We start from the raw sequence: 24986 nt of genomic DNA on the forward strand, positions 1-24986 counted from the left end.
AGCCGCATAAACGACGCTGCGTGAACCGGTGGTGGCGTTAGCCCGCAGCGAGCTCCGTGGCCCGAGCGAGCGCCGCAGCGGTCGCCTTGTCGAAAATCGCCTTCAGGTCGGCAGCCTGCAGCTGTTCAACCGCACGCTCGGTCGTGCCCTTGGGGCTCGTAACCTGCTTACGCAGTTGCGCCGGAGAACTATCGGATGACGCCAGCAGGGCGAGCGATCCCTCGAACGTTCCCGCCACCAAGGTCAGTGCCTGCTCGGGCGTGAACCCCATGTCGACCGCAGTGCGAGAAAACTCTTCGAGAATCAAGAACACGTAGGCCGGGCCGGAACCCGAGATGGTGCTGAGCGCATCAATCTGCGATTCCGGCGTTTCGACGACGGTGCCGACCGTTTCGAACACGGCGCGGCCGAGCGCGAGGTCATCCGCGGTGGCGCGCGATCCGGCGCTGAGTCCGGTCACGGCCTTGCCGACGATAGCGGGAGTGTTGGGCATAGCACGCAACACGACGTTGTCGACGATGCCCTCCATGCGCGCGGTTGTCACACCCGCAGCAACGCTGATGATGATCGCATCGGGTTCCAAGAATGGGGCGAGGGCGGTAAGGGTGTCGGGGATCATGGCGGGCTTGACGCCCAGCATCACGACCTTTGCCCCCTTCACAGCGCGCGCATTGCCATCAGGAGTATTCTCCAGCGCAAAGGACTCCACGCCCTCAGAACGCACCACAGCAGCCTTAGCCTCGGTGCGATTTGTGACGCGGATGCCCCCGCTTACAGTCACCGAGGGGTCAAGCAAACCCTGCAGGATGGCACCCCCCATTGATCCGGCGCCGACAATTGCAATGCTAGGAAGAGAAGTAGTCACGTGAACATCCTAGGATTGATGCCATGAGCGCGTCAGGCGGAACTAAGGCAATCATCGCTGCAATGGTGGCGAACGGCGGAATCGCTGTCACTAAATTCATTGCGTTTCTGATTTCGGGGTCCAGTGCGATGCTCGCTGAGAGCGTGCACTCGGTAGCGGACACCAGCAATCAGGCGTTGCTCTTGCTCGGTGGCAAGAAGGCGAAGAAGCAGGCGGATGCCGAGCATCCGTTCGGCTACGGTCGCGAGCGCTACGTGTACGCATTTGTTGTTTCGATCATTCTGTTCTCGGTCGGTGGCGTGTTCTCGCTCTACGAGGGCATCAACAAACTGCAAGACCCGCACCCTCTTGAGCAAGCGTGGTTGCCGATCACAGTGCTGTTGATTGCCATCGTGCTGGAAGGTTTCTCGCTGCGCACCGCGGTAAGAGAGTCGAACCTCGTGCGGGGCAAGCAGAGCTGGATTGCCTTCGTGCGCCACGCCAAAGCCCCCGAACTGCCCGTCGTGCTGCTCGAAGATGTCGCTGCTCTCCTCGGTCTCGTTCTCGCCCTCTTCGGTGTCGGTCTCACGATCGTTACTGGCGACTCAATGTGGGATGCCATCGGCACGATCGCCATCGGTATCCTGCTCATTTTGGTCGCTGTCGTTCTCGGCATCGAGACGAAGAGCCTGCTCGTCGGCGAAGGTGCAACCACGAAGCAGCGCAACCTCATCCGCGACACGATCAACGCCCACCCCGACGTTCGCTCGCTCATCCACATGAAGACGCTCTACCTCGGGCCAGAAGAACTCATGGTTGCGGCCAAGATCGACTTCGGAGCGCAGACCCGGGTGAGCGACGTGGCTGCCAGTATCGATAGTGTCGAACGAGAGATTCGTGAGGCCGAGCCGATGGCCCGTGTCATCTATATCGAGCCCGATGTCTACCGTCGCCCTCCCGAAGCTGCCCCACCCACCGATGCCATCGTCATCGTGGGCAACGATTAACGAAGGAACCCGAAACCATGAACTTCGAACCAATCATTCACACCGTGCTCGCGCTGCACATTCTGGGGCTCGCTCTGATCATTGGCTCGTTCGCGCTCCAGCTGCGCCGCAAAGAAGGCTTCGAACTGGGCACCATGCTGATCGGTGCCATCACGCAGCTCGTCACCGGACTCATCCTTGTTGGCCTCGTGCAGATGAACGACGAAGACGTCAACAACGCCAAGATCGCCGTGAAACTGATCTTCGCAATCGTTGTGCTCGTCGCCGTCATGATCGCGCGCTCACGCCAGGCCAAGGCCCTCAGCGCTGGTACCAGCGAAAAGAAAGCCACCCTGCCGTTCCTGCACCTTGCGGGCATGGGCGCCCTCATCAACGTGTTCGTTGCGGTGCTCTGGCACTAAGCCAGGCGGCGCCAGAGCGAACGCTAGCGACGGGCTTCGAAGAAGTCCGTCAACAGTGCAGCGCATTCAGCCTCTTGGATGCCCGCCACAACTTCGACCTTGTGCGGAAGCCGGCGGTCACGCAGCAAATCATTAACGCTGCCTGATGCGCCGGCTTTTTCGTCCCATGCCCCAAACACCACACGCGGGATGCGGGCCTGCAGAATCGCGCCAGCGCACATCGTGCACGGCTCAAGGGTGACCACGAGAGTCATCTCGTCGAGGCGCCACGAACCGGTGGCCGCGGCCGCTGCCCGTATTGCGACTACCTCGGCGTGCGCCGTAGGGTCGCCCGTGAGCTCCCGCTCATTGCGCCCAACGGAGACGAGATTGTCGTTCTGATCAAAGACGAGAGCGGCGACAGGAACGTCGGCAGAATTGGCTGTGAGCTTGGCCTCAGCGATGGCCAGCGTCATCCATTGATCGAACTTTGTCACGATCGGTTCTCCAAGTGGTCCGTACCTCAAGTAGATTTAGCCTATGCGAGTTCACGTTGCCGACCACCCGCTCATCACGCACAAGCTCACCGTGCTGCGCGACAAGAACACCGCGGCCCCCACTTTTCGGGCGCTGACGGAGGAGCTAGTCACGCTTTTGGCGTACGAAGCGACCCGTTCGGTGCGCGTTGAAGAGGTCGACATTGAGACCCCCGTTACCGCGACGAAGGGTGTGGCAATCAGCTCGCCCAAGCCGCTCGTGGTGCCGATTCTTCGCGCCGGACTCGGAATGCTTGAAGGAATGGTCAAGCTCGTTCCGACCGCTGAAGTCGGATTCTTGGGCATGGTGCGCAACGAAGAAACGCTGAAGCCAGACACCTACGCCGAACGCCTGCCCGACGATCTGTCGAACCGCCAGTGCTTCGTTCTCGACCCGATGCTGGCCACCGGTGGCTCGCTCATTGCGGCCATCCAGTACCTGCTCGACCGCGGTGCTACGGATGTCACGGCCGTCTGCATCCTCGGAGCCCCCGAAGGTCTCGCCGCTGTTGAAAAGGCCATGGAAGGCCAAAACGTCACGATCGTGCTCGGCGCGCTCGACGAACGCCTCAACGAGAACGGCTACATCGTGCCCGGCCTGGGCGATGCTGGCGACCGACTATACGGTCTCGTCTAGCAGCATAATTGTCGCGCGCAACTTGACAGAGGCGCGCTGCATGAAACATCATTGCAACCATGACTGTACAAACTCGCGACCTGACCGCCCTCGTGGCTTCCAGGACCGCTAGCGCGATGCTTACGAGCACTGCGGTGGCGGGCGACGTTTCGTGTTGTCGAATGTGTGCCTAGTCGGCCTACCTGCGCCGGGCATTCTCACCAGATGGGATGCCCCCAGATCTTCGTCCTCATAACGGCGACTATCTAGCTCGACACACTATTTTTTTCCGAAGGATCACACCCTCATCATCAGAGGCCCTTCACCCCTTATCCAAGGATTTCTGGACCCATGTCACTTGCAACAATCGAACGCACCACTCGCACCTCTTTCGCTTCTGCGGCTCCCGCGCTGGCACCGACCTACACTCCGCCGGCCCGCGACCTGTCGATTGCTGTGCAGCCCGCTCGCACCGCGCGCCCCGCAACGCCGACACCGGCACCCGCCGCGCCAGCCGCTGACGCACCGCACTTGCGCGCTGTTCCGCAGGGAACCGAAGCTCGTGGCTTCGTGCTCTACGTCGGCATCGACGAGCTCAAGGCCGCCGCAGCCGGCACCGACCTCAGCGCGATCGTCGAACAGCTCAAGCTCCTCACGCAGCAGCTCGTACCGAACGCCGAAACTCACGCCGCCGTTGCCCTCGCCCCCGTGGGCGCCGGTGGACGCGACGTCGACGTCGTGCGCCTCGCCCTGCAGGACCCTTCCGCTCTCGCGAAGCACCGCCAGGTTGAAGAGCCCGAAGAGAAGCCCGCGAGCGGTGTGGTCGTTGACCTCTCCCGCAAGCGCGTGCTCATCGATGACGCGCCCGCAGCCCTCACCTACAAAGAGTTCGAACTGCTGCAGTTCCTCATCCTGCGCGAATCGCAGACCATCGACCGCGCGCAGCTCATCTCCACCCTGTGGTCAGCAGAAGACGACGAAGCGCCCAACGAACGCACCATCGACGTGCACATCCGTCGCCTGCGTTCCAAGCTCGGCGCGTACGAAGATGTTGTTCGTACGGTTCGAGGCATCGGGTACCGCTACGACCGTCATCCGGATGTCTCGGTGCGCTTCGCCTCGACCCCCAGCCCCGACTTCATCTAGCGGCTCTTCGCGCCGTCGCTGCGGGTGCAGAGAACCACTCTCGCTCGACGTAGAGGTTCAGCGCTGGCGCGTGTCACACTGACCGGATGACAACGACTGATGCCACCCGGATGCCCGAGAAGATGTCACGGGATCGAGAAGCGCTCGACGCCCTCCTCGACTCGGAGATCGTCGGGAATGTCGCCTACGTGCACGACGACGGGACCCCGGGCGTTTTACCGACCGCGGTTGCCCGGCTCGGCGATGAGTTGATCGTGCACGGGTCGAGCGGTTCACGCTGGATGCGGCTCGTTTCTGGTGCGCCCGTCGCGATCTCGGTCACGGCAGTCGGCGGCATTGTCGTCGCGCGCTCCGCCTTCGAGTCGTCGCTCATCTACAGCAGCGCCGTACTGTTCGGCTCCTTTCGCGTGCTCGAGGATGAGGAAAAAGCTGCCGCCATCAACGCCATCACCGAGAAGATGATCCCCGGCCGCCTGGCCGAAGTGCGCCCCAACAGCAAGAAGGAACTCGCCGCCACCCTCGTGCTTGCGCTGCCGATCGCGGAATGGTCGTTGCGCACCTCCGACGACTGGCCCGATGACACCGACGACGATATCGCCGGTGACGCGTGGGGCGGGCAAGTGCGATTCGGAGCTCGAGCCGTGGAGGTTGTTGCCACGCCTGACCTGCGCTCCGGCATCCGCGTGCCTGAGTCTGTTCGGGCGTTCGAATAAGCGCTGCCCCGGCAAGTCATGCCCCGTTTGATACGCTGAATCTGTAGCCGCAATAGTCGGCTCCCGACGACGGATCAGTACCGGGTACGCGAAAAGACTGGCCAAGGAGACTCTTGTGTATTGGCTTGTTTTGATTCTTTCTGGCGTGCTCGAAGCCGTCTGGGCCACCGCCCTCGGCAAGTCGGAGGGCTTCACGAAGCTTTGGCCGACCGTGATTTTCGGTGTCGCCATTCTCGTGAGCATGGGCGGCCTCGGCTACGCCATGCGCGAGATTCCTATCGGTACCGCCTACGCGATTTGGGTCGGCATCGGCGCAGCGCTGACCGTGACCTACGCCATGGTCTTCGGCGGCGAACCCATCTCGTGGATCAAGGTGCTGCTCATTACGGGACTCATCGGCTGCATTGTCGGGCTCAAGCTCGTCGACACAGCCCACTAGCGGTCGCCTGCCGCGGCCCCGACACAGCGCAGGGGGCTAGCGCGAGGCGTGCACGACCGCGGCGATTAACCCCAGCATTGCGGCCAAGTCGAGGGCACCCCACGAGAAGATTCGCCGCCGTTGCCCTACGCGCATTCTCCACCACAAGAGACCCACTACTGCGATGAGCAGTCCGGGCCACCACGTGACCGAGGCGACAAACTTCACTTCGTCAGCACGATCCGCAAGATTGGACGCGAGGACGTTATAACCCGCGGTACCTGCCGCGTAGCCTGCGACGATGGAGAGCACGATGAACGCGCCGCCCGCCAACACAAAGAGGATGCCTCCATAGAGTTGGTCCCAGCCACGCGGAAAGTGTCGGGGAGCGAGGGCATCGGGTTCGAATAGCCGCCTGGCCCTCCATTGGCGGGTGCTGACGACATTGACGGATGCGACGCCGAGGGAAACGACAGCGGCGAGACCAATAATCGCCCAACCAGGAACCGCCGTCACAAAAAGAGCGATCGAACTGGCCACGATAAAAATAGCGAGACCGAGCGGCCCCAGGCAGACGACCACGAGAAGAACGAGCATCCATCCTTGAAGGATGCCGGCGAGGCCGAGGGATGAAGCAACCACTGCGATGACACCCACGCTGACGATGTAGCCGATCTGCGCGGGCCGACGATCAATAATGTGCCGCGAATCGCCGCTCACTAGCGGGAACTGACGTCTAAGAGAACGCTGATGAGCACGAGCATTGCCACGAGATCGATCGCTGCCAACGCGGTAGCGGGTCTTCCTTTATCGACGCGAATAATCCACGTCACAAGACCGGCGACAGCAATCAGTAAGCCCGGCCACCAGATGACGGCAGCTGCACATTTCACCGGGTCGGCCTCGTCTACCGAGACGCCGGACGACATTCCATCCGCCAGCAGGATGACGCCTCCCGCGATCACGGAGAGCGCGATGAAGGCCCAACCGGCAAGCGCGAAGAGCAGCTTGCTGAACGCTAGCCCATACCTCCGCGCCACGTCCGGCTCGTCCCCACTCAGCCCCTCAGAGGAAGGCGTCGCAGCGGCGATTCGTCGGCGACGTCTGCCCTTCACGATGATCACGTTGAGTGACGCGGTAGCCATCGCGACCGCGGCTCCCATCGCAACCGCGATCGCCACGTCTGAGGCAGAGTTCGCTAGAGCAAACACCGCGGTGACGGGGAATGCCAGAAGGGCAGCGGCCGCAAGCCCCAGCGGTCCAAGGTAGAGGATCATCAGCAGCGGAAGGGTTCGCAGGTCGAATTGAGAGATCCAGATGAGCAGTGCACTCAGCACCCCGGCCCCGGCGATGTAGCCGACCGTGACAGGCCATCTCTCAAGCTGAATAGCCCAGCGATCGACGACGGCACTGAGAGTCATATAGTGAGCGTAACCCAACATGCCCTTGCGGCAGGCTCAGCCCGATCGGCCCCTCGCGGCGCGCAGTGTGCACCGAGGGCGCAGGATTAGGGCGCAGCGCCCTGCGTGACGTCGGCCCACAGAATGCCGATGAGCGTCAGCATGATCGCGAGGTCCGCGATCGCCCACCGCAGCACGGGCTCCCCGCGACGGGTATTCACAATCCACAGCCGCAGGCCTGCAATCGCGACGACAAGACCCGGCACCCACACGATCGCCGACAGGAAGATCAGATGGTTCGCCCGCTCGGCCGACTCGCGAACCGCAATACCGGCAGTGGTTCCCGCCGTACCCCCGGCGAAGAAACAGAGAAAGATAAACGCGAGCCCAGCCGCCACGAACAGAACGGCGGCGAGCTGCTGGCGCCAACCATGCCGACGCTCCTCCGCTTCAAACGGCCTCTCCAGCGGAGGTGCAGGCCTGCGCCACCGCGCAAGAATTTCGACATTGACGAACGCAATGCCGACCGCCATTACTAGGGTAAACAGAGCAGCGATCCACTCATAAATCCCGTACACCTCGGGAAGTCGGAGCGCTCCCAAGAAGAGCGCGACAAGTCCTAGAGGACCCAAATAGATGGCTAGGGCCAACTCGGCGATCGGCGAGAACACAACGCCTGGCCCTGCTAGCGAGAATGCCACCACGGTCATCACCCCGGCGCCAACAATGTATTTGCGCTTCTTCGGTGTGCGCGTGGCATTGTCGATCAGAGTCATTAGTTGATCATGGGGCACACGGCCGCACCCCACCAGCCCGCGAATGAGGGTGGCTCATGTCGCGCCGTTGGTAGCTCACGACGGCTTGAGCGGTTTCTCCTATCCGAGATGCGAGACTCCAGCCGACCCGAACAACAGCGTCGCCAGGAGTGCGAGCTGGAGAAGGGCGTCGGCAAGCGCCCAAGACAGACTGCCCCTCCCTCGGACCTCGTTCAGCACCCACAGCACAAGACCGCCGAGCGCTGCGGCGAGCCCCACCAACCAGACAGCGAACAAGAACGGTGCCAGGTAAGGTCCGGCACCGGGTTGGGCTGTTCCCTGGCCAGCGTTCAGAGCCAGGTATCCCGTCACTACACACAGCACGATGAACACAAACCCCGCGACGACAAACAAGACTGCCGCGGCTACTCGACCCAACACAGTGTCGCCGGCACGCCGGTCGGCGACTCGCACCCCGCTGCGCAGGTGGGCGATCCAGCCGAAGACGACAACAACATTGAGCAGTGCGGTGCCCACGGATAGCGGGATGACAATGGCGAGACCCAGCACAGAAGGTAACGCGGCGTTCCAGAGGACGAAGACGATCGGAAGCGCGAGCGTGGAAAACGTAATGACACCGAGAGGGCCCAGCACAAAGAAGATGGCTAAGCCAAAGAACACAACGAATTCGTCGCCGGCGGGCGAGCTGAGATAGGCACCGGAGAGCATGAGCGCAGTGGCACCCACGTAAGCGAATAACGCCGCGTACTTATCAGTGCCAGCGCCGAGGATCACCTGTCGAGCATGCGTCACTTTGCGCACTCCCGCCAGCCCGCGAATGAGGGTGGGTCGCGGGCTGGCGGGCTGGCAGGCTGGCAGGCTGGCGTTCTGAAGCGTTCGCGGTATTGACCCGCGGTCGGGGTCAGCCGCCTCCCCGCTTTGCGCAGGAAACGTGGGGCAAGGAACACCTGTCGGCCGTCGCAACCGGCCGAGTCGCCCACCCCTTCTGGGGTTGTCCCCGCCTGACACTAGGCTGCGAGAATTGAGTGATGCTCGCGCGGGGGTGCGAGTCGAGGGGAATTGATGAGGCAAGCTGGACCACGGGATTGGTCGCCGCCCGAGAACAACAACTATCGTCCGGCAGATAGCTACCGTTACCCATCGAATCAATCGGCGACCGCTTTCGCCCCACGGAAGTTGGTGCGCAACGGGCCCGGACGAATCTCGCTGCTCTTCGGCATCATCGCTGCCGGGCTTGCCCTGTTCCCCATCGCCTCGGCGGGAGCAGGGAACGGATACATTGCCTCCACGGTGGGAATCACCGCGATCGCCTACGGTTTCTACGCCCTCAGACTTCGCCACTACCGGGAGGCCACCGCCCGGCTAAGTCCAATCATTGGCATCCTTCTGGGAGCTTTCGGAACGCTTCTGATGACCGCACTTGTCGCCAACTTCTATCTCAACGGGTCGGCCCTCAACTCTCCCCTGACATTTCAGGTCGGGCAGACAGAATTCACGTTTGATTCGGAAGGCTTAGCCCTGTCGACGCCCGCCGAAAGCGCGGCTAACGGCGGGACCGGCCCGACCACCGAGATCATCACACCAGCGCCGGTCGCCGCGCCTGCGTCATTCGCGTCCGCCGCCGAAGAACGGATGGCGCTCATTCAACATCTTGGCACCGTGCAGTTCGTGCTGAAGCAGATCGCGCCGCAGAGCAAGCCCGCCAGCCTCAGCCTTGCCACCCCCGGCGGCACCCTCTCGACACCGGACGGGCACGCGCTCACGATCTTGCCCGAAGGCACCGTGGTCAACTATGCCCCCTCGGCAGATGGCTCCAATTACGTCATGACCCTTAAGGGTGCAACCTTTGGCAGCATGGTGCAGCTCGACACCGCGGTCGGCCAGATCGTGGCGCTGAACTAGCTTTCCTGCCGGAGCGAGCGGCACATCGAGCGGCAACCGAACGTCGCTGCTCATCTGCGCGGAAACATCCGATTTCGGCCCATTTTGCCCAGAAACGTAGGGGGTAGACAGACTTTTCTGGAAATTTGCCAAAAATAACGGAATGGTAACTAGACAGCGTTATGTTTCCGTTATACATTCATAGAGCAGAAGTTGTTTGCTGTGGCAGCTACTGCGGAATGTGATTGCAGGACACTCTTGGTGCAAAGGGAGAGGGTCGGTTTCATGCCTCTGAAACCGGCCCTCGAACTATTTAACGGGCACCCCAGCAAACTTCCACAATCAAGCAATTGACCGCGAACCTCGTCACGACGCCTGCGGCTAGAGACTGTCCTCGCTGCGGGGCTCCCGCGGATCGAGCATGATCTTCTGGATCGGGAACGGCATCTCAATGTCGGCCGCCGTGAGTGCCCGTTTGATCGCCTCAAGAACCTGATCTTGTGCCTCAACCGCTTCGCGACGATCCGGTGGGCTAATCCAGAAGCGAACCTCAAGAATCACGCTGAAGTCGCCGAGCAGATTCACGAGAACCTCCGGCGTCGGGTCTGTGACGATGCCCGGCAAGGTCGCAATCGCCTCAAGGATGGCGGCACGAGCATCCGCAATGCTTTCGTCATAGCCAATCCCCACCTCAACACTGAGCCGGCGGTTCTCATACGCCGTGTTCACGACAACCCGCTTCGTGTAGAGCTCGCTGTTGGGAATCACCACCACCCGGTTGTCATAGGTGCGCAGCAGCGTTGCACGCACCAAAATGTCCACAACCTCGCCCTCATGATTCTCCGACACGATCTGGTCACCGATGCGAAATGGTCGAGTAAACAGAATCAGGATGCCGGCAAGCAGATTCTGAAAGATGTCGCGGAAGGCGAAGCCGATCACCACACCGCCAACGCCCAGAGCTCCGAACAATGACGCCGGGGTGATGGTCGGAAAGATCACCGTGAGCGCGACAAGCAGCCCAAAGGTGAGAATGCTCCAAGCAGTAAGGCGGCTCAGCACCATCTGGAGCCCGCGCGGCCGGCCCGCCCGCCGCATAGCCAGCCCCACGAGCTTGGCCACGGCCCACGACAGGGCCCAAAAAATGAGGAAGACCACAATGCCGATGATCACATTAGGGAGGGAAAGAAATAGGGAGGAGAAAATGTTCTCCACACGCTCAATCACATCGCCGAAATCGACCGACTCCTGCCGAAAACCAGATCCTGTCATCGCACGGTAACCCCTCGCTCGAAACGCCGCCATCGACACCGACAACTGTTTTGCGCGAGTCTACGCCCCCGGCAACACCACCCCGCAGGCGTCAACCAACTCATTTAACGGGCACCGCTACAGGGCAAAAAGCCACACCACCACGATAAGAACGGCCATCAGGGCACAGTCAACAATCGCCCACGGCAACAGTGTCCTTTTTGCCTTGGCTCGGATAATCCAGATCGCCAGCCCCGCCAGAGCGGCCGCCAACCCCATCCACCACGCGGCACCAGCAACAACCAACGCCTGACCGTTCCAGGCCACAGGGACCACAGCGGGCACCCCACTCGCCATGATGGTCGCAGTGCCCGCCAGAGCGCTCAGCACCACAAATCCACACCCCGCAAAGACGAATAGCAGAATGCCCAGCACCTCATATCGTTCATTCAGCGGGCCTGCCGTGCGTGCGGTCATTCCCAGAGTATTACCCAGAAAGCGTTGCTCCACCAGCCCACACGTGCGGCGATCGCGCGCGCTTCGGCCTAGGCTGACACGACCGCCGAATCGAACGGATGACCGTGACCACTGCCCCGCTGCATCCGGATGTAGCCCGCGCCATCCATGCTCTCGGTGACGTACTGCCCGAGCACGATCAACTCGTGGCCGAGCCCGACAACGCCGAGTACGGGGCCGTCACCACGCTTCCTGCTGCAACCCGGTTTCGGGTCGCAAAACTGACCCCCACTAAGCCGGGTTTCTTCGTCACCGTTTGGCGGCGAGACACTGACGGCACCACGCAACCATTCCCCAGCGACGATGGCACCCAGCACCTCGTCGTCGCCACCCGCGACAGCAACGGCTTTGGTGCGTTCGTCTTTCCGCTCAGCGTCCTGATCGTCCGCGGCATCGTTTCGGATGGCGGCCGCGGCGGCAAGCGCGGTTTTCGCGTGTACCCGCCCTGGGCCGACACCCGCAATCGCCAAGCCCAGAACACGCAGCAGTGGCAATGCGAGCACTTTCACCTGCTCAGCTAAATAGTCAGCCGCCGACCCTAGAGTTGAGCCGTGAGCGGAAACCAGAATCAGCCCTCCGTCGTGTGGCTGCGCAACGACCTGCGACTAGCCGACAACCCTGCGCTAACGGCGGCCGCGAGCGAAGACCGACCGCTTGTTGTCGTCTACATTCATGATGAAACCGGCGACGGCATCCGCCCGCTGGGTTCGGCCAGCAAGTGGTGGCTGCATCACAGCCTCACTGCTCTGGATGCCGCCCTGCAGAATCTAGGCGGCCAACTGACTCTGCGTCACGGCCCGGCCGCGCAGGTGCTGCCGGCGCTCGTGGACGAGCTCGGCGCCGCCTCGGTGCACTGGAACCGCCGCTACACGGCCGCCCGGGATATTGACGCTGGCCTCAAAACTAGCCTGCGCGAGCAGGGGCTCTCGGTCGAAAGCCATCAGGGCAATCTGTTGAACGAGCCGTGGCATATCCGCAATGGGCAGGGCGAGCCGTACAAGGTTTTCACTCCGTATTGGCGTGCGGCGCAAGATCGTCCGGTGCGGGATACACTGTCGGCGCCGACCGCAGCCGAGCTGAGTTGGCCTGCCGACTCCCCCGCGAGCGACGACCTCGCCGACTGGAATCTGCTGCCCACCCGCCCCGACTGGGCCGAAGGACTGCGCGAGACCTGGACTCCCGGCGAAGACGGCGCCCACGCTCGCCTTGAGAGTTTCGTCGCCGAACGCCTCGCCGACTATCACCGCCGCGATGAACCTGCCGTGGATGCCACGAGTGGCCTCAGCCCGCACCTGCGGTTCGGCGAGATCAGCCCCACTCAGGTCTGGAACCGGCTGCGCGGCAACGGTAGCGGCGCCGGTGACGGCTCCGCCGACGTGCCCGCCGCCGCCCGCAAGAACGTCGCCAAGTTCCTCAGCGAAATTGGCTGGCGCGAATTCTCCACCGCCTTGCTCTTCGACAACCCGCGCCTCGCGACCGACAGCTACCGGCCCGCCTACAACGCCTTTCCCTGGGGCTACACCGTCGACCAACTCGGCGACGTGAACGAACCCGCCGGTGTCAGCGAAGTCGACGCGTGGCGCCGCGGCCGCACCGGCATCCCCCTCGTCGATGCCGGGATGCGCGAGCTCTGGCACACCGGCACGATGCACAACCGCGTACGCATGGTCGTCGCGAGCTTCCTCATCAAGAACTTGCTCATCGACTGGCGGGCCGGCGAACAGTGGTTCTGGGACACCCTCGTCGACGCCGACGAAGCCAGCAACCCCGCCAACTGGCAGTGGGTTGCCGGATCCGGTGCGGATGCCGCCCCCTACTTCCGTGTGTTCAACCCGGTCTTGCAGCAGAAAAAGTTCGACCCCGCGGGCCACTACGTCTCGTACTGGATTCCCGAACTCGGCACCGACGCGTATCCCGAACCCATCGTGGATCTCGCCGAAACCCGCCGCGAAGCTCTCGAGGCGTACACGGCCGTGAAAGCTGCAGCGGCCGAATAAGGACTCCCCCGGGGTCGGCGTAGCAGGCTCACGGCAGCCACACGGCGGCCGTCCTTCGCGCGCCCAACAAACTCGAATCGACCGTTGGATGCAGCACTGGGCACTTCACCAGACTCCACTCAGTTGACTGCCAGCTTGCGCCAATAGCACCGGAATCATGCGGATCCGAGGCCCCCGACAGCCAGCATCCGCACCCCAGATTGCTCGAATTTCAACTTTTTTGACATGACCCCCAAACCGGTTACGGCCGCACTCCGGAGTACTCATTGCGCCTCGGGAAAGCCTCGAGACGCAGAGCCTCTACGGAGGCCGACCACGTAAGAAGGAGTTCAGTCATGAACGCATTTACGAAGAAGACAACGCTCGGCGCAACCGCTACCGCAGTAGCCCTCATCGCAGTCGGAGCAGCAGCTCCCGCCATGGCAGCAACCGGTGATAGCTACACCTCGACGAAGTCATACTCCTACTCCTCCCCCAAGCAGACCGACATCCCCGTCGTCGTAGCACCCGAGGTCGGCGACGTTGACCTTCTCGGTGGCGACGTTCTCGGCGGCGGCATCCTCAACGGTGACCTCCTCAACGGCAACGCTGTTGCTTCAGGCAACGAGGTCAACGCTCCCGTAGCTTCGGGCAACGACACCGCTGTTGGCAACGTGAGCGACTCCGCGAACGTTTCTGACGTAGCGAACGACGCCAACGTCTCTGACGTCGTCGACAACGCCACTCAGGTAACCGACGTTGTCGACAACGCCACTGACGTAGTGACCGACGTCACTGACATTGTTGATGTCGACGACATCCTCGACGATGTTGTTGACGCAGACGACATCGTCGGTGACATCACCGGTGACCTCGGTCTGAATGGAATCTTCAACTAACTTTCTTCACCCGCTTGCCCTCGCCCGATGTTCTCCGGGCGGGGGCAAGTTTCGTTAACTACGTCTGCCCGTACTTCAATCTTCGGCTTTAGACTGGGCGCATGTCGGTCACAGAGCTCTCGGTCAGCACCCAGAACTACCTGAAGACTGTGTGGAGCCTTTCCGAATGGTCCGATGCGCCCGTCACCGCCACCGTGATCGCCGAGCGCACCGGCTATACGCTGTCGAGCGTCTCGGATGCCGTGCGTCGCCTCACCGATCAGGGCTTCCTTGATCATGCCCGCTACGGTTCCATCGCTCTCACCGCGGTGGGTAGTGCTCACGCCGTCGCGATGGTTCGCCGCCACCGCCTCATCGAATCGTTTCTCGTGAGCGTGCTCGGTTACACCTGGGACCAAGTGCACGACGAAGCCGAAAACCTTGAGCACGCCGTCTCTGACTTCATGGTCGAACGCATCGACGAGTTTCTCGAGCACCCCACCCGTGACCCGCACGGCGATCCCATCCCCAGCGCCGACGGCGTGATCACGATTCCGGATGCCGTGCAGCTCAGCCGCGTCGCCCCCGGCAGCACCGTGGTCGTCGAACGCATCTCCGACGACGACCCCGAGCTGCTCAAGTTCTTCGAAGAGCGCGGCATCGGGTTCGAAGCGACCCTCAGCGTGAATGCCGGGGCACCGTATTCGGATGCGCTCGAGGTGGTGGTGCTCGGTGGCGTCGGCGGAGAAACCGGTGGGGCGAGCGGCGAGGCGCCGGGTGGTGCAGTGCGCCAATCCGCTGTGCCGATTAGCCTGGGCCGGAGCGCGACCGACGCACTCTACGTATCGGGCGGCACCCTCGCCGAATGACTTGAGGCGCACCGCGCGGGTTCGGTGCGCTGGCGGTGTCTTCCGAGCTACTGGGCGGCGAGCATCCGCTGCCGCTTCATCGCACCGAGTCGCTTGCCGATCACGCCCTGCGTGGGGCTGAACAGGTAAACGAGCGCGAAGATGCAGCCTTCGACGAGCACGATCATGCCGCCGGATGCCGTGTCTAAGTAGTAGCTGAGGTACAGCCCGGTGACGGCCGCGAGCGCCGACATCACTGGGGCGATCACGAGCATGCGCGAGAAGCGATCGGTGAGCAGGTACGCGGTGGCGCCGGGGATGATGAGCAGTGCCACGACGAGAACGACGCCGACGGCCTGAAGCGCGACGACAGCGGTAAGGGCGAGGAGCCCGAGAAGCGCAGCGCCGAGCACCTTGGGGTTAAGGCCGATCGCGTGGGCGTGGGTGGCGTCGAAGGCGTAGAGGGTGAAGTCGCGGCGCTTCACGAGCAGGATCGTGAGTGTGATCGCGCCGAGGATGAGCACTTGGGTGAGGTCGGCCCAGGAGACTCCGAGGAGGTTGCCGAAGATGATGTGGTTGAGGTCGGTCTGCGACGGGGTCACCGAGATGAGCACGATTCCCAGGGCGAACAGTGTCGTGAAGACAATGCCGATCGCGGCATCCTCTTTGATGCGGCTCGTGTTTCTCACGATGCCGATGAGGGCGACGGCAAGGAAACCAAAGATGACCGCACCAAGGGCAAAGGGGGCGCCGACGACGTAGGCGAGCACCACACCCGGGAGCACGGCGTGCGAAACAGCATCACCCATGAGCGACCAGCCGATGAGGACGAGCCAGCACGAGAGCACGGCGCACACGATAGCCGCGGTCACACTCGTGGCGAGGGCCCGCACCATGAAGTCGTAGCTCAGGGGTTCGAGAAGGAAGTCGAGAGGGTTCACGCGGCGTCTCCCGCCGTGACATCGAGGCCGAAGGCGCGCGCAAGGTTTTCGGGCTTCAGCACCTCGGCGGGAGTGGATTGCAGCAGCACCGTGCGCATCAGCAAGATTGCCTCGTCTGCCAGTTTCGGCAGCGCATTGAGGTCGTGGGTCGAGACGAGAACCGTGGCACCCTCGGCGGCGAGCTCGCGCAAGAGTTTCGTGATCGTTCCCTCGGAGCGTTTGTCGACCCCGGCAAAGGGCTCGTCGAGAAGCAGGATCGTCGCGCCCTGGGCGATGCCGCGCGCCACGAACGCCCGCTTCTTTTGGCCGCCCGAGAGTTGGCCAATTTGGCGGTCGGCGAGGTCCGTCAGTTCTACACGTTCGAGAGCCTCGGCGACGGCAGCCTTATCGGCAGCCTTGGGTCGACGCGAAAAACCCATGTGCCCGTAGCGGCCCATCATCACCACATCGCGAACCGAGAGCGGGAACGCCCAGTCGACGTCTTCGCTCTGCGGAACGTAGCCGACCGCTCCGGCCTTGCGAGCGAGTGCAGGCTGCTGACCTGCCAACGTGACTGTTCCGTGGTCGGGGCGCAGCATCCCGGTAATGGTCTTGAAGAGGGTCGACTTGCCCGAGCCATTCATGCCGATGAGGCCGTAGATGCGGCCCGGCGCGAGGCTGAGGCTCACGTTGTCGAGCGCGAGCACGTCGCCGTAGTGAACGGTGACGTTGCGCACGTCGATGGCGGGCACACTCATTCCGTGGCGCCGGTCAATCCGGCGATGATGGTTTCGGCGTCGTGGCGCAGCAACTCGAGGTAGGTCGGCACCGGGCCACCGTCCTCCGACAGCGAGTCGACGTAGAGGGTTCCGCCGAAGGTCGTGTCAGTGGCCTCGACCACTTGCTGCATCGCGCGATCGGAGACTGTGGATTCGCAGAACACGGCGGGCACGTCGTTGTCTCGCACGAACTCGATCACCGACGCGATCTGGCGGGGCGTCGACTGCTGCTCGGCGTTGACCGCCCACAGGTAATGCTCGCTCAGTCCAGCGTCGCGCGCCAGGTACGAGAACGCTCCTTCGCACGAGACGAGAGCCCGCTGCGACGCCGGCAACTCGGCGAGTTCGGCCGTGAGCTCGTCGTTCACAAGTTGCAGCTCAGCCTTGTACGCTTCGGCATTGGCGGCGTAGTCGGCGGCGTTTTCGGGGTCGAGTTCAGCGAACGCGGCTTCCATATTGTCGACGTAAATCTGTGCGTTGAGGGGGCTCATCCATGCGTGCGGATTGGGCAGCCCTTCATAGGCATCCTCGGCAATGTTGATCGTGTCGACGCCGTCAGAAACAACCACGTGCGGCACGTCGAGACCATCGACGAACTGAGCGAACCACGCCTCAAGGTTGAGCCCGTTGTCGAGAATCAGGTCGGCTTCGGCCGCCTTGGCAATGTCGCCGGGCGTGGGCTCGTAGCCGTGAATCTCGGCCCCCACCTTGGTGATGGATTCCACCCGCAGGTTGTCGCCGGCCACGTTCTCGGCGATATCGGCGAGCACCGTAAAGGTCGTGAGCACGACAGGGCGGTCGTCGTTCGGGTCAGTCGTGGCGCCAGCATCCGAAGCCGCCGTGCAGCCAGCGAGACCGAGCAGAAGGGCGGATGCTGCAGCGGCAATCAGCATCGCGCGTGCGGTGCGCGTGCGACCTGTTGCGGCTCTGATTCCCATGTTCTGATCCTAAGTTGGGAGAGCCTCTTTAAGAAACTACGCCTAGACGTAGTTTCTCGAAAATGCGGCGAACCAGCAAAAGTTGCGAATCTTTCTACTGCGCATGATTGGCGCAGGAGAACGCCACAAAACCCTCTACAGCGCAGGCTGCTCGACCACTAATGCGAGCGATCGCTGAGCCTCCTGGACTATCACCGGATTGGTACTTCCCGCGACGAGTCGTTCGAGGAGGAGCTTGGCGTTGGGATGATTGAAACTCTCGAGCGCACGCACAATCTTCCACTGCATGAGCTCGTCATCAGGGTTGCCCCGAAGCTTCTCGGTGAGCGCGTTCAGCGCTGCCAGCCGATCCGGCGTTGTCACCGCTGAGTAGAAACATAGGAAGCCGACGGCATCGATCGCCTCGACTGCCCGCGTCCGTGGCCCGTCGACAACGGCCGCGATTAACGGCGGCAACACCACAGGATCCATCCGGGCGAGAACTCGCGCCACGATGTCTCGCGGAAGCGGGTAGCTAGTCTTCTTGAACGCTTCAGTGGATGGCTGTTCGTGCTGATTCCGCCCAATAGCACCGAGCAGCGGAATGAGCCGCTGGGCGGTTTCTTGGCCGCCCGCTTGGAGCGCTTCGCACAGTTCGAGCTTGGTATAGAGCTTGGTCTCTCGTGTGAGTCGCTCCACGAAAAGCTGATCCAACGAAGCATCCGGTCCCGCAGCACGCGAGAGCAACCGGACTGCGGCTGATCGCTCGACAGCGTCAGTGGAGTCCAACTGTCGCGTCAGTTCGGCCGCCGACAGATGACGGGACGCATCGAGGTCTTCGTCGCGCAAGAATCCACGACCGCGCAACTGACTCACTGAGCTCTTCATGTGATCGCCACTTTATCGCGAGCGGGTCAGCCGAATGCGGGGGCGCATTACTACTGTGACCTCACACCTGGCATCGGCATCGTCATCGGCATCGAGAGGGCGACTCGCCTGTGGCTACTGGTAAAAGCTCAAAGGTGCGCCGACTGCATCGCATTCGACAGCGAGCGCCGTCGTCGCTTCTCCCAACGCTGACGCGTCCCCTACGGCCGGTTCGGCACCGTCGGCGCCTAGCTCCGTGATTGCCGAACGTAGGTCGTCGACTTGGCTGCTCAAAAGCGCGTCCTTGTGCAAGATTCCAAGGATCGGGAAGCCGTCGGCAATAGTGGCAATCATGTAATCGAACGATTCCCTATTCAACTCGCCGGCCTCATACCCCGAGACCACGCCGTTCACCGTCATGAGTTCGATCGAGAGCGAATGGCACAGCCCAACGTTGCCCTCCTCCAACGAAGTCGCGGCTGCGCTTGACGAAGGTTCGGTGGGCGGTGGCGGCTCGACTTGGGTGCATGCAGAAACAGAGATCAGCATTCCGGCGCATACGGCCGCGGTTAGCAAACGTCTCATTAGGCTCCTTAGCAGGTTGCGGTTCCAGCGAACCGCGCAAGTGGGGCTGTGTGCGACGCGTCTTCGCACACACCAATTTTCCGGTCTCAACTATGTGAAATCAATAATGTCTCACATTTGCCGACCTGTCTACCTGCTCGACATTTCGACCGTGAAGCGCAGCAGAGCGAGCGTCTGGCGGCCGCACAGCAGGCCTTCGCGAACGCGGCTGCGCTATTGCCCAGGGAGTAATACAAGCGATAGCATCGCCCTAAATCGAAAAATGTTCGTATTTCGACAGTGAGGGTCATACTTGCTTTGCTCTGCTGACGGTGCGCCCCAAAAACTCATTGCGGGCGTTGCGGCTGTTGGATCGTTCGCTGAGCTCAGCGGTGCGATCACCAACGATGAGGTAATTCATCTCGAAAAGCTAGGCCAGGAGTGGCTTAGCGTTATCAGCAATCCCCGAAGCGGGGCTTATATCTGGACTCCCGCTGCATCCATCCCGGCCTTCGCAGTAGACACGAACTTGCATTTTGACGCCCTGGAGGCAGAACTTGCGCCCCTCTAGGCCTGTGAAATCAGTAATCGTCTTGTTAGCCAGCACAAGTCTGCTTGGAAGCTGCGTAGGGGTCCCTGCCAATGAGATCGGTGCCGACCTCGAAGTAAAGGCGCTAGAGCGCACCGCCTTCCTATTCGCTGACGCCTCGGCCTGCATTCAGATCCAAGCCGAGGAGGAAGCACCTATCGAGGACGTTGAGCTATTCGAATCGAAACTCGACCAATGTGGATTCAGCTTGCAGATACTTGACCTCACCGATGAAGAGATCTTGTCGGAGTTTCGCCCTGCAGGGGACGGTACTTGGCTCGTCTCTGGCCACACGGCTGAACAGCGTCTGACGCTTACTGCATATACAACCGGGCTAGCACGATTCGATTCAGGGCTAGTAGCTGCACGTCACATTAGGAGCTTGTGCTGGTCGTTATCACTCGACATCCAGACTGGCAGCGATGTAAACATCACTGACGAGACATGCAGCCCAGCAATCTTTCTCGTGGACTCGGAGTACATCCTGACCAATATCGCCGAGCTCGAAGCAGCGACTTAACCAACTGGCTGCCTAATTGGGGTTCATCCCAAACCAACGCTAGCGTCTGCCACATGACGATCTCACGCCGAAACATGGTGCGCGGATTCGGCACTCCGCCAGTGGCGCCGTTCGAACTCCGGGATGCGGAGGCGAGCATTGCAGTCGAACTGCGATGCTGAATATAGTTGTTCTAACCGAGAAGGGACCAACGATGTTCACACGGTTTCTCAGTTTGATGGGTCGGGCCGCTAAGCGCCTGGCATTCGTGTTTACCCAGTTAGGCGGGGCGGCCAACGGTGGCCGAAGCGCAGATCCCAGCGCTCGCTCACTCTACGAAGACCGCGAAGACTACCGCCCGTAATAGGTTCCCGTTACGGACGTTCGCGGTCGCGAGCCGTCCACGTGGGGTTCGCCCTAAACCGACGTCAAGGTCAGCCGAACCCAGCACCACGTTGCTACTGTGACCTCATGACCGACATCGCTAGCGCGCCTACCGCAGACCCGGCTGCGACAGCCTTCGACACGATCGTCGTCGGCGCCGGAGTCTCCGGGCTCACCGCGGCACGCTTTCTCGCCCAGTCCGGCCAACGAGTGCTCGTGCTCGAAGCCCGCGACCGCACGGGTGGCCGCACGCACACCGAACGCTCCGGCGACGTTGCCACCGACCGCGGAGCATCCTGGATCCACGGCGTCGACGACAACCCCCTCACCGATATCGTCAACGCCTTCGGCATGCGCACGGTCGAGTTCACGGTTGGCAGCTACCAGCCCACCGGCCGCCCCATCGCCTATTACAGCCCCACCGGCGAGCGCCTCAGCGACGACGCTGTCGCCCAGTTCGCGGATGACGTACGCACGTTCGACGCGCACCTTGCGACGGCGGTGCAGGCTTCCACTCTCGGCACAAGCTATGAGCAGACGATGGGCGTCGCGCTTTCCACGCTCGGCTGGAACCCCGATCGGGCGGAGCGCGTGCGCGAGTTCGTGCTGCACCGCTCCGAGGAGCAGTACGGCGTGCACGCCGGGCTGCTCGATGCGCACGGTCTCGACGATGACACGGTCGAGGGCGACGAGGTGGTGTTCCCCGACGGCTATGACGAGCTGGCAACGAATCTCGCACAGGGACTCGACGTTCGCCTCGAGCATGTGGTCACCGGCATCCGTTGGTCAAAGCAGGGCGCAACGGTCGCCACCGCGCAGGGCGATTTCACCGCGGATCGCGTGGTCGTAACGGTGCCGATTGGGGTGCTCAAGAGCGGCGATCTCGCGTTCGAGCCGGCGCTGCCCGAATGGCTCACCCACGCCATTGACGGCTTCGAGATGAACAACTTCGAGAAGGTCTTTCTGCGCTTCCCCACTCGCTTCTGGGATGAGAGCGTCTACGCGATTCGCCAGCAGGGCGAGGCGGGCAAGTGGTGGCATTCCTGGTACGACCTCACCGATCTGCACGGCGTTCCCACCCTGCTCACGTTCGCTGCCGGCCCCAGCGCCATCGAAGCGCGCGACTGGAGCGACGAACAGATCAGCTCGTCCGTTCTCGATGCTCTGCGCGGGCTCTACGGCGAGCGCGTCGAGCACCCCGACGAAGTGCTCGTGACGCGCTGGCAAGACGATCCATACTCGTACGGGTCGTACGCCTACATGCGCCCGGGGTCCACGCCCGACGACCACGACCTGATGGCCACACCGGTCGAGAACGTGCTGCACTTTGCGGGCGAAGCGACGTGGACGGATGATCCAGCCACCGTCACCGCGGCGCTACGCTCCGGTCATCGTGCGGCCGAGAACATCCTCGGGCACGAGCTGTCATTCAGCCGATTGAGCGAGTCGATGCACGGTCTCTGATCCGGTAGTCCACCTCCGGAGGAACCGGATCGCCACCGCCGTCGCTGTCAGGGTCGGCGCCCGGATCGGCATCGGGCACGCCATCGAGCAATTCGACCAAGAACGTGACCGCAGCCTTCGCCGTTGCCTCGGGCGCCAAATCGATCGAAGTTATGGGCGGAGCGCTGTTTCTGGTTTGCTCCGAGTCAGACCCTGAGGCAATCATGATGTCGTCGGGAATCAGATAGCCGGCCGCTTGCAGCCCAGCTTGCATGCCCGCAGCGTGGCGCCCGGTCAGGCAATAAATGGCATCCGGAAGCGGCTCGCCTGAGGCCAGCATCCGCTCGGCCAGTGCGCGACCACCCGCCTCGCCTAAGCCCTCATCTTGGTGGTACACAAGCGGAGCTTGTCCGCATTCCGCAGCCCACGCCCGGTACGTCAACTCGCTATCGGCGTTCCACGAGTTGTTGTCCTCGCCAGTAACAATCGCGATGCGCGTGGCACCGCGTTCGAGAAAGTGCTGGATAACAGCATCCGTGTTGGTGTGAGTGCCTGCGCCGAGCCAGGCGCTGAATTCCGGTCGCTCAATATCACGCCCGACCGCGACGACCGCGATTCCGTTTCGAGTGAGCAATTCGATAACCGGATCGCTGGCCACCGGGTCAGAAATGATGAAACCATCGGCGGCCAGAGCGATGCCGGGGGCATTACCAACGGTGGGGTCCCGCATTAACGCAAGCCCGTAACCGCGATCCAATGCTTCGACTGCGGCGGCTCCCGCAAACCGCAAAAAGTAGTCAACACCCTCCGGCTGGTAGGAGCCCAGAGTGTCGAGCGGGCGGATGACGAGTCCCAGGATTCCGAGGCGACGGCTGCGGAGTCCGCGAGCGATCGCATCGGGGCTATATCCCAGATCAGCGGCGGTTTCGACGACTCGCTTCCTGGTGGCATCCGCAATGACTCCCTTGCCATTGAGGGCGTGAGAAACGGTGGTGATCGAGACCCCGGCCCGCTTGGCGACGTCATGGATTGTCGCTCGTCTGCGTGGCTGGTTAATGGTCACTCTGGCAGGCTACCTGAGTTTCCGGCATGTAAAACGTTTTGGGTATTTTTCCCCCAAAACGTTTTGGTCAACTAGGTTTTCACACACATCAAGCGTCTTAGCGTTCAGGTTCGATCTACCTAGGAGCAATTCAATGAAGAAAAAAGCAATAGCGATCGGCAGCATTCTTGCCCTCGCACTGACCGGGTGCGCAGCAGGCACCAGCAGCGACACCTCGTCCAGCGTTGACAACAACGACCTCCTCACCCTCACTCCTGCCGCCACCGGCGAGCTCGATTTGGTGACGTGGAACCTTCCCTTCGGCGAGCCAGCATCGCTCGACCCGATCAAGTCGTTCAACTACGCCGAGAACACCGTTGTGGCCAACCTGTGTGAAGGACTCATGCAGTTGCAGCCCGACTTCACGATCGAACCCGGGTTGGCCGAAAAGGTCGAAACCCCCGACGATCTCACCTACATCTACACAATTCGCGAGGGCGTCGAATTCTGGGATGGCCAGGAAATGACCGCCGATGACGTCGTGTACAGCCTCGGTCGTCACCTGGATGCTGACGAAGGAAGCTATTGGGCCGGCGGGCTCGTCGGCAACATTGCTTCCATCGAGAAGACCGCTGACTGGGAAGTTACCGTTTCGCTCTCGAAGCCTGATGCCGCCTTCAACTCCTACATGGTGACCCCCGTCGGCACGATCGTGGAGCAAGACTTCCGCGAAGCAGCTGGCGACACCTTCGGCAACCCGACCGGCAAGGTCATGTGCACCGGCCCGTTCTCCGTTGGAGACTGGGACCAGGGCCAGTCGATCTCGCTGATCAAGAACGACAACTACTGGAACAGTGACAAGCAGGCTCAGACGGCTCAGGTCGACATCAACTTCATCGTTGACGCAGCCGCTATCGCCACCGCACTCGACACGGGCGCGATCGACGGTTCGTACGACGTGCCGCTCGGTGCGCTCAAGTCGCTACAGAGCTCGACCGAGGGATCCCTTTACCTCGGCAATTCGTTGCAGATCGTCGGCATCATCGGCACCGGAAACGGCATCTTCGCCGACCCCGCCGTTCGCCAGGCGCTCATGATGGCGACCGACCGGGATGCCATTGCCGCGACAGTCTTTGAAGGCACGGCGAGCGCGTCACAGTCTCTCGTTCCCGACAACGGCTGGTCATATGGCGACGCCGAATTCACGGCAGGCCGCGACGAACTCGCCTCGGCAGAAATCGACATCGAAGGTGCCAAGGAAGTTCTGAAGGACGCCAAGGTCGACCTCACCGAGCCGATCAAGATCGTGTACCCGTCAGAGCGCACCTACTACGCCGACATCATCTCGGAGATCTCCAACGGCGCCCGCGCCATTGGCCTGACTGTTGAGCCGGAAGGTGTGCCCAGCGCCCAGTTCGGTGCATTCTTCTCTGACCCCGCAGCCCGCGAAGGCCACGACGCGTTCGTGACCTACAACTACATGGACGTTCCTGACCCGCTCGCGTTCCTCCGCGCAATCGCCGGAACCGGTGGATCGCAGAACTACAACGACTACAGCAACTCCTCCATCGACGCGTTGCTGGACGAGGCCGCTGCAACCGCCGATGACAGTGCGCGCGCTGAACTCGTGAACGAAGCGCAAGTACTCGTGATGGAGGATCTGACCTGGATCCCGATCGTCGACCCTGCCGTTCGACTGTTCATGAATGACCGCGTCACGGGTGCTCCCGCATCCTTCGTTTACCTGTACTACCCCTGGGCTGCCGACCTCGGCGCTTCGGGCGAATAGTTCACAC

Annotated in this window: 29 protein-coding genes and 1 riboswitch; of the genes, 15 read left to right on the forward strand and 14 right to left on the reverse strand. The window is 62.1% G+C overall.

The annotated features are described in order from the left end of the window. Positions 1-37: 37 nt before the first annotated feature. A complete protein-coding gene (gene proC / locus I6E51_RS12575; RefSeq protein ID WP_197108357.1) occupies positions 38-865 on the reverse strand; it encodes a pyrroline-5-carboxylate reductase in 828 nt (275 codons plus the stop codon). 23 nt (positions 866-888) lie between these two features. Here proC and I6E51_RS12580 point away from each other — a divergent pair, with 23 nt between their 5' ends. Both I6E51_RS12580 and I6E51_RS12585 read left to right on the forward strand, forming a co-directional pair. Then, a complete protein-coding gene (locus tag I6E51_RS12580) occupies positions 889-1851 on the forward strand; it encodes a cation diffusion facilitator family transporter (RefSeq protein ID WP_197108366.1) in 963 nt (320 codons plus the stop codon). A gap of 17 nt (positions 1852-1868) precedes the next feature. Continuing rightward, positions 1869-2252: a hypothetical protein gene (locus I6E51_RS12585; protein ID WP_197108368.1), complete on the forward strand. Its 384-nt coding sequence runs from the start codon at positions 1869-1871 to the stop codon at positions 2250-2252. Positions 2253-2275: 23 nt separating this feature from the next. Here I6E51_RS12585 and I6E51_RS12590 read toward each other — a convergent pair whose 3' ends face one another. Continuing rightward, on the reverse strand, positions 2276-2728 hold the full coding sequence (locus I6E51_RS12590) for a nucleoside deaminase (RefSeq protein WP_307783977.1): 453 nt from the start codon (positions 2726-2728) through the stop codon (positions 2276-2278). Positions 2729-2771: 43 nt separating this feature from the next. On the opposite strand from I6E51_RS12590, the gene upp reads away from it, so the two are divergent. The 4 genes from upp to I6E51_RS12610 all read left to right on the forward strand — a co-directional run bounded on the left by upp (position 2772) and on the right by I6E51_RS12610 (position 5681). Then, positions 2772-3404 carry a uracil phosphoribosyltransferase gene (gene upp, locus I6E51_RS12595; protein WP_197108370.1) on the forward strand — a complete coding sequence of 211 codons (633 nt, stop codon included), beginning with the start codon at positions 2772-2774 and terminating at the stop codon, positions 3402-3404. Between the two features lie 330 nt (positions 3405-3734). Then, positions 3735-4529 carry a winged helix-turn-helix domain-containing protein gene (locus I6E51_RS12600; protein WP_197110507.1) on the forward strand — a complete coding sequence of 265 codons (795 nt, stop codon included), beginning with the start codon at positions 3735-3737 and terminating at the stop codon, positions 4527-4529. An 86-nt stretch (positions 4530-4615) separates the two neighbouring features. Then, positions 4616-5242, forward strand: a complete 627-nt coding sequence (locus I6E51_RS12605; RefSeq protein ID WP_231600046.1) for a pyridoxamine 5'-phosphate oxidase family protein — start codon at positions 4616-4618, stop codon at positions 5240-5242. 41 nt (positions 5243-5283) lie between these two features. Beyond that, positions 5284-5348: riboswitch (guanidine-III (ykkC-III) riboswitch) on the forward strand. 9 nt (positions 5349-5357) lie between these two features. Next, positions 5358-5681 (forward strand): multidrug efflux SMR transporter, encoded by a 324-nt coding sequence (locus I6E51_RS12610; RefSeq protein ID WP_197108374.1) that lies wholly within the window; start codon positions 5358-5360, stop codon positions 5679-5681. A 36-nt stretch (positions 5682-5717) separates the two neighbouring features. Here I6E51_RS12610 and I6E51_RS12615 read toward each other — a convergent pair whose 3' ends face one another. The 4 genes from I6E51_RS12615 to I6E51_RS12630 form a co-directional block, all read right to left on the reverse strand. Beyond that, positions 5718-6380, reverse strand: coding sequence for a hypothetical protein (locus I6E51_RS12615; RefSeq protein ID WP_197110508.1), 663 nt, complete (start codon positions 6378-6380; stop codon positions 5718-5720). Next, positions 6380-7081: a hypothetical protein gene (locus I6E51_RS12620; protein WP_197110509.1), complete on the reverse strand. Its 702-nt coding sequence runs from the start codon at positions 7079-7081 to the stop codon at positions 6380-6382. The genes I6E51_RS12615 and I6E51_RS12620 overlap by 1 nt, the downstream gene beginning before the upstream one ends. 86 nt (positions 7082-7167) lie before the next feature. Next, positions 7168-7836, reverse strand: a complete 669-nt coding sequence (locus tag I6E51_RS12625; protein ID WP_197110510.1) for a hypothetical protein — start codon at positions 7834-7836, stop codon at positions 7168-7170. 99 nt (positions 7837-7935) lie between these two features. Next, the gene (locus tag I6E51_RS12630; protein WP_197218711.1) at positions 7936-8610 is read right to left on the reverse strand and encodes a hypothetical protein; all 675 of its coding nucleotides are present in this window, start codon (positions 8608-8610) and stop codon (positions 7936-7938) included. Between the two features lie 405 nt (positions 8611-9015). On the opposite strand from I6E51_RS12630, the gene I6E51_RS12635 reads away from it, so the two are divergent. Further along, complete coding sequence (locus tag I6E51_RS12635; RefSeq protein ID WP_197110512.1) at positions 9016-9738, forward strand: hypothetical protein; 723 nt, start codon at positions 9016-9018, stop codon at positions 9736-9738. Positions 9739-10098: 360 nt separating this feature from the next. Here I6E51_RS12635 and I6E51_RS12640 read toward each other — a convergent pair whose 3' ends face one another. Further along, positions 10099-10989, reverse strand: a complete 891-nt coding sequence (locus tag I6E51_RS12640) for a mechanosensitive ion channel family protein (RefSeq protein ID WP_197110513.1) — start codon at positions 10987-10989, stop codon at positions 10099-10101. Between the two features lie 117 nt (positions 10990-11106). After that, positions 11107-11445: a hypothetical protein gene (locus tag I6E51_RS12645; protein ID WP_197110514.1), complete on the reverse strand. Its 339-nt coding sequence runs from the start codon at positions 11443-11445 to the stop codon at positions 11107-11109. Positions 11446-11543: 98 nt separating this feature from the next. Here I6E51_RS12645 and I6E51_RS12650 point away from each other — a divergent pair, with 98 nt between their 5' ends. The 4 genes from I6E51_RS12650 to I6E51_RS12665 all read left to right on the forward strand — a co-directional run bounded on the left by I6E51_RS12650 (position 11544) and on the right by I6E51_RS12665 (position 15207). Beyond that, a complete protein-coding gene (locus I6E51_RS12650) occupies positions 11544-12005 on the forward strand; it encodes a MepB family protein (protein ID WP_231600047.1) in 462 nt (153 codons plus the stop codon). 30 nt (positions 12006-12035) lie between these two features. Then, on the forward strand, positions 12036-13481 hold the full coding sequence (locus tag I6E51_RS12655; RefSeq protein WP_197110515.1) for a deoxyribodipyrimidine photo-lyase: 1446 nt from the start codon (positions 12036-12038) through the stop codon (positions 13479-13481). Positions 13482-13816: 335 nt separating this feature from the next. Beyond that, a complete protein-coding gene (locus tag I6E51_RS12660; RefSeq protein WP_197110516.1) occupies positions 13817-14359 on the forward strand; it encodes a hypothetical protein in 543 nt (180 codons plus the stop codon). Positions 14360-14460: 101 nt separating this feature from the next. Then, positions 14461-15207: a metal-dependent transcriptional regulator gene (locus tag I6E51_RS12665; protein WP_197110517.1), complete on the forward strand. Its 747-nt coding sequence runs from the start codon at positions 14461-14463 to the stop codon at positions 15205-15207. A gap of 47 nt (positions 15208-15254) precedes the next feature. Here the strand turns inward: I6E51_RS12665 and I6E51_RS12670 are convergent, their stop codons facing one another. The 5 genes from I6E51_RS12670 to I6E51_RS12690 all read right to left on the reverse strand — a co-directional run bounded on the left by I6E51_RS12670 (position 15255) and on the right by I6E51_RS12690 (position 19254). Beyond that, a complete protein-coding gene (locus I6E51_RS12670; protein WP_197108391.1) occupies positions 15255-16127 on the reverse strand; it encodes a metal ABC transporter permease in 873 nt (290 codons plus the stop codon). Further along, complete coding sequence (locus I6E51_RS12675) at positions 16124-16864, reverse strand: metal ABC transporter ATP-binding protein (RefSeq protein WP_197110518.1); 741 nt, start codon at positions 16862-16864, stop codon at positions 16124-16126. Before I6E51_RS12675 ends, I6E51_RS12670 begins: the two co-directional genes overlap by 4 nt. Further along, positions 16861-17823, reverse strand: a complete 963-nt coding sequence (locus I6E51_RS12680; RefSeq protein WP_197110519.1) for a metal ABC transporter substrate-binding protein — start codon at positions 17821-17823, stop codon at positions 16861-16863. Before I6E51_RS12680 ends, I6E51_RS12675 begins: the two co-directional genes overlap by 4 nt. 135 nt (positions 17824-17958) lie before the next feature. Further along, entirely contained in the window at positions 17959-18690 is a 732-nt protein-coding gene (locus I6E51_RS12685) for a hypothetical protein (RefSeq protein ID WP_197110520.1), read from the reverse strand. Positions 18691-18804: 114 nt separating this feature from the next. Further along, complete coding sequence (locus I6E51_RS12690; RefSeq protein WP_197110521.1) at positions 18805-19254, reverse strand: hypothetical protein; 450 nt, start codon at positions 19252-19254, stop codon at positions 18805-18807. A 292-nt stretch (positions 19255-19546) separates the two neighbouring features. On the opposite strand from I6E51_RS12690, the gene I6E51_RS12695 reads away from it, so the two are divergent. The 3 genes from I6E51_RS12695 (at position 19547) to I6E51_RS12705 (ending at position 22169) form a co-directional block, all read left to right on the forward strand. Then, the gene (locus tag I6E51_RS12695; RefSeq protein ID WP_197110522.1) at positions 19547-19804 is read left to right on the forward strand and encodes a hypothetical protein; all 258 of its coding nucleotides are present in this window, start codon (positions 19547-19549) and stop codon (positions 19802-19804) included. Between the two features lie 4 nt (positions 19805-19808). Further along, positions 19809-20342: a hypothetical protein gene (locus I6E51_RS12700; protein ID WP_197110523.1), complete on the forward strand. Its 534-nt coding sequence runs from the start codon at positions 19809-19811 to the stop codon at positions 20340-20342. A 450-nt stretch (positions 20343-20792) separates the two neighbouring features. Continuing rightward, entirely contained in the window at positions 20793-22169 is a 1377-nt protein-coding gene (locus I6E51_RS12705; protein WP_197110524.1) for an NAD(P)/FAD-dependent oxidoreductase, read from the forward strand. Here I6E51_RS12705 and I6E51_RS12710 read toward each other — a convergent pair. Beyond that, positions 22135-23211 (reverse strand): LacI family DNA-binding transcriptional regulator, encoded by a 1077-nt coding sequence (locus I6E51_RS12710; protein ID WP_307783979.1) that lies wholly within the window; start codon positions 23209-23211, stop codon positions 22135-22137. The genes I6E51_RS12705 and I6E51_RS12710 overlap by 35 nt on opposite strands. Before the next feature lie 133 nt (positions 23212-23344). Between I6E51_RS12710 and I6E51_RS12715 the strand changes: the two genes are divergently transcribed. Then, positions 23345-24979, forward strand: a complete 1635-nt coding sequence (locus I6E51_RS12715) for an ABC transporter substrate-binding protein (RefSeq protein WP_197110525.1) — start codon at positions 23345-23347, stop codon at positions 24977-24979. Positions 24980-24986: the final 7 nt, after the last annotated feature.

Source organism: Salinibacterium sp. NSLL17 (assembly GCF_015864935.1).
Lineage (GTDB): Bacteria > Actinomycetota > Actinomycetes > Actinomycetales > Microbacteriaceae > Rhodoglobus.

Bases quoted from the DNA above. Each gene is read 5' to 3' on its own strand.
- I6E51_RS12580 (WP_197108366.1), top strand. From the start codon at position 889: ATGAGCGCGTCAGGCGGAACTAAGGCAATCATCGCTGCAATGGTGGCG.
- I6E51_RS12585 (WP_197108368.1), top strand. From the start codon at position 1,869: ATGAACTTCGAACCAATCATTCACACCGTGCTCGCGCTGCACATTCTG.
- upp (WP_197108370.1), top strand. From the start codon at position 2,772: ATGCGAGTTCACGTTGCCGACCACCCGCTCATCACGCACAAGCTCACC.
- I6E51_RS12600 (WP_197110507.1), top strand. From the start codon at position 3,735: ATGTCACTTGCAACAATCGAACGCACCACTCGCACCTCTTTCGCTTCT.
- I6E51_RS12605 (WP_231600046.1), top strand. From the start codon at position 4,616: ATGACAACGACTGATGCCACCCGGATGCCCGAGAAGATGTCACGGGAT.
- I6E51_RS12620 (WP_197110509.1), bottom strand. From the start codon at position 7,081: ATGACTCTCAGTGCCGTCGTCGATCGCTGGGCTATTCAGCTTGAGAGA.
- I6E51_RS12625 (WP_197110510.1), bottom strand. From the start codon at position 7,836: ATGACTCTGATCGACAATGCCACGCGCACACCGAAGAAGCGCAAATAC.
- I6E51_RS12640 (WP_197110513.1), bottom strand. From the start codon at position 10,989: ATGACAGGATCTGGTTTTCGGCAGGAGTCGGTCGATTTCGGCGATGTG.
- I6E51_RS12645 (WP_197110514.1), bottom strand. From the start codon at position 11,445: ATGACCGCACGCACGGCAGGCCCGCTGAATGAACGATATGAGGTGCTG.
- I6E51_RS12650 (WP_231600047.1), top strand. From the start codon at position 11,544: ATGACCGTGACCACTGCCCCGCTGCATCCGGATGTAGCCCGCGCCATC.
- I6E51_RS12660 (WP_197110516.1), top strand. From the start codon at position 13,817: ATGAACGCATTTACGAAGAAGACAACGCTCGGCGCAACCGCTACCGCA.
- I6E51_RS12665 (WP_197110517.1), top strand. From the start codon at position 14,461: ATGTCGGTCACAGAGCTCTCGGTCAGCACCCAGAACTACCTGAAGACT.
- I6E51_RS12675 (WP_197110518.1), bottom strand. From the start codon at position 16,864: ATGAGTGTGCCCGCCATCGACGTGCGCAACGTCACCGTTCACTACGGC.
- I6E51_RS12680 (WP_197110519.1), bottom strand. From the start codon at position 17,823: ATGGGAATCAGAGCCGCAACAGGTCGCACGCGCACCGCACGCGCGATG.
- I6E51_RS12685 (WP_197110520.1), bottom strand. From the start codon at position 18,690: ATGAAGAGCTCAGTGAGTCAGTTGCGCGGTCGTGGATTCTTGCGCGAC.
- I6E51_RS12690 (WP_197110521.1), bottom strand. From the start codon at position 19,254: ATGAGACGTTTGCTAACCGCGGCCGTATGCGCCGGAATGCTGATCTCT.
- I6E51_RS12705 (WP_197110524.1), top strand. From the start codon at position 20,793: ATGACCGACATCGCTAGCGCGCCTACCGCAGACCCGGCTGCGACAGCC.
- I6E51_RS12715 (WP_197110525.1), top strand. From the start codon at position 23,345: ATGAAGAAAAAAGCAATAGCGATCGGCAGCATTCTTGCCCTCGCACTG.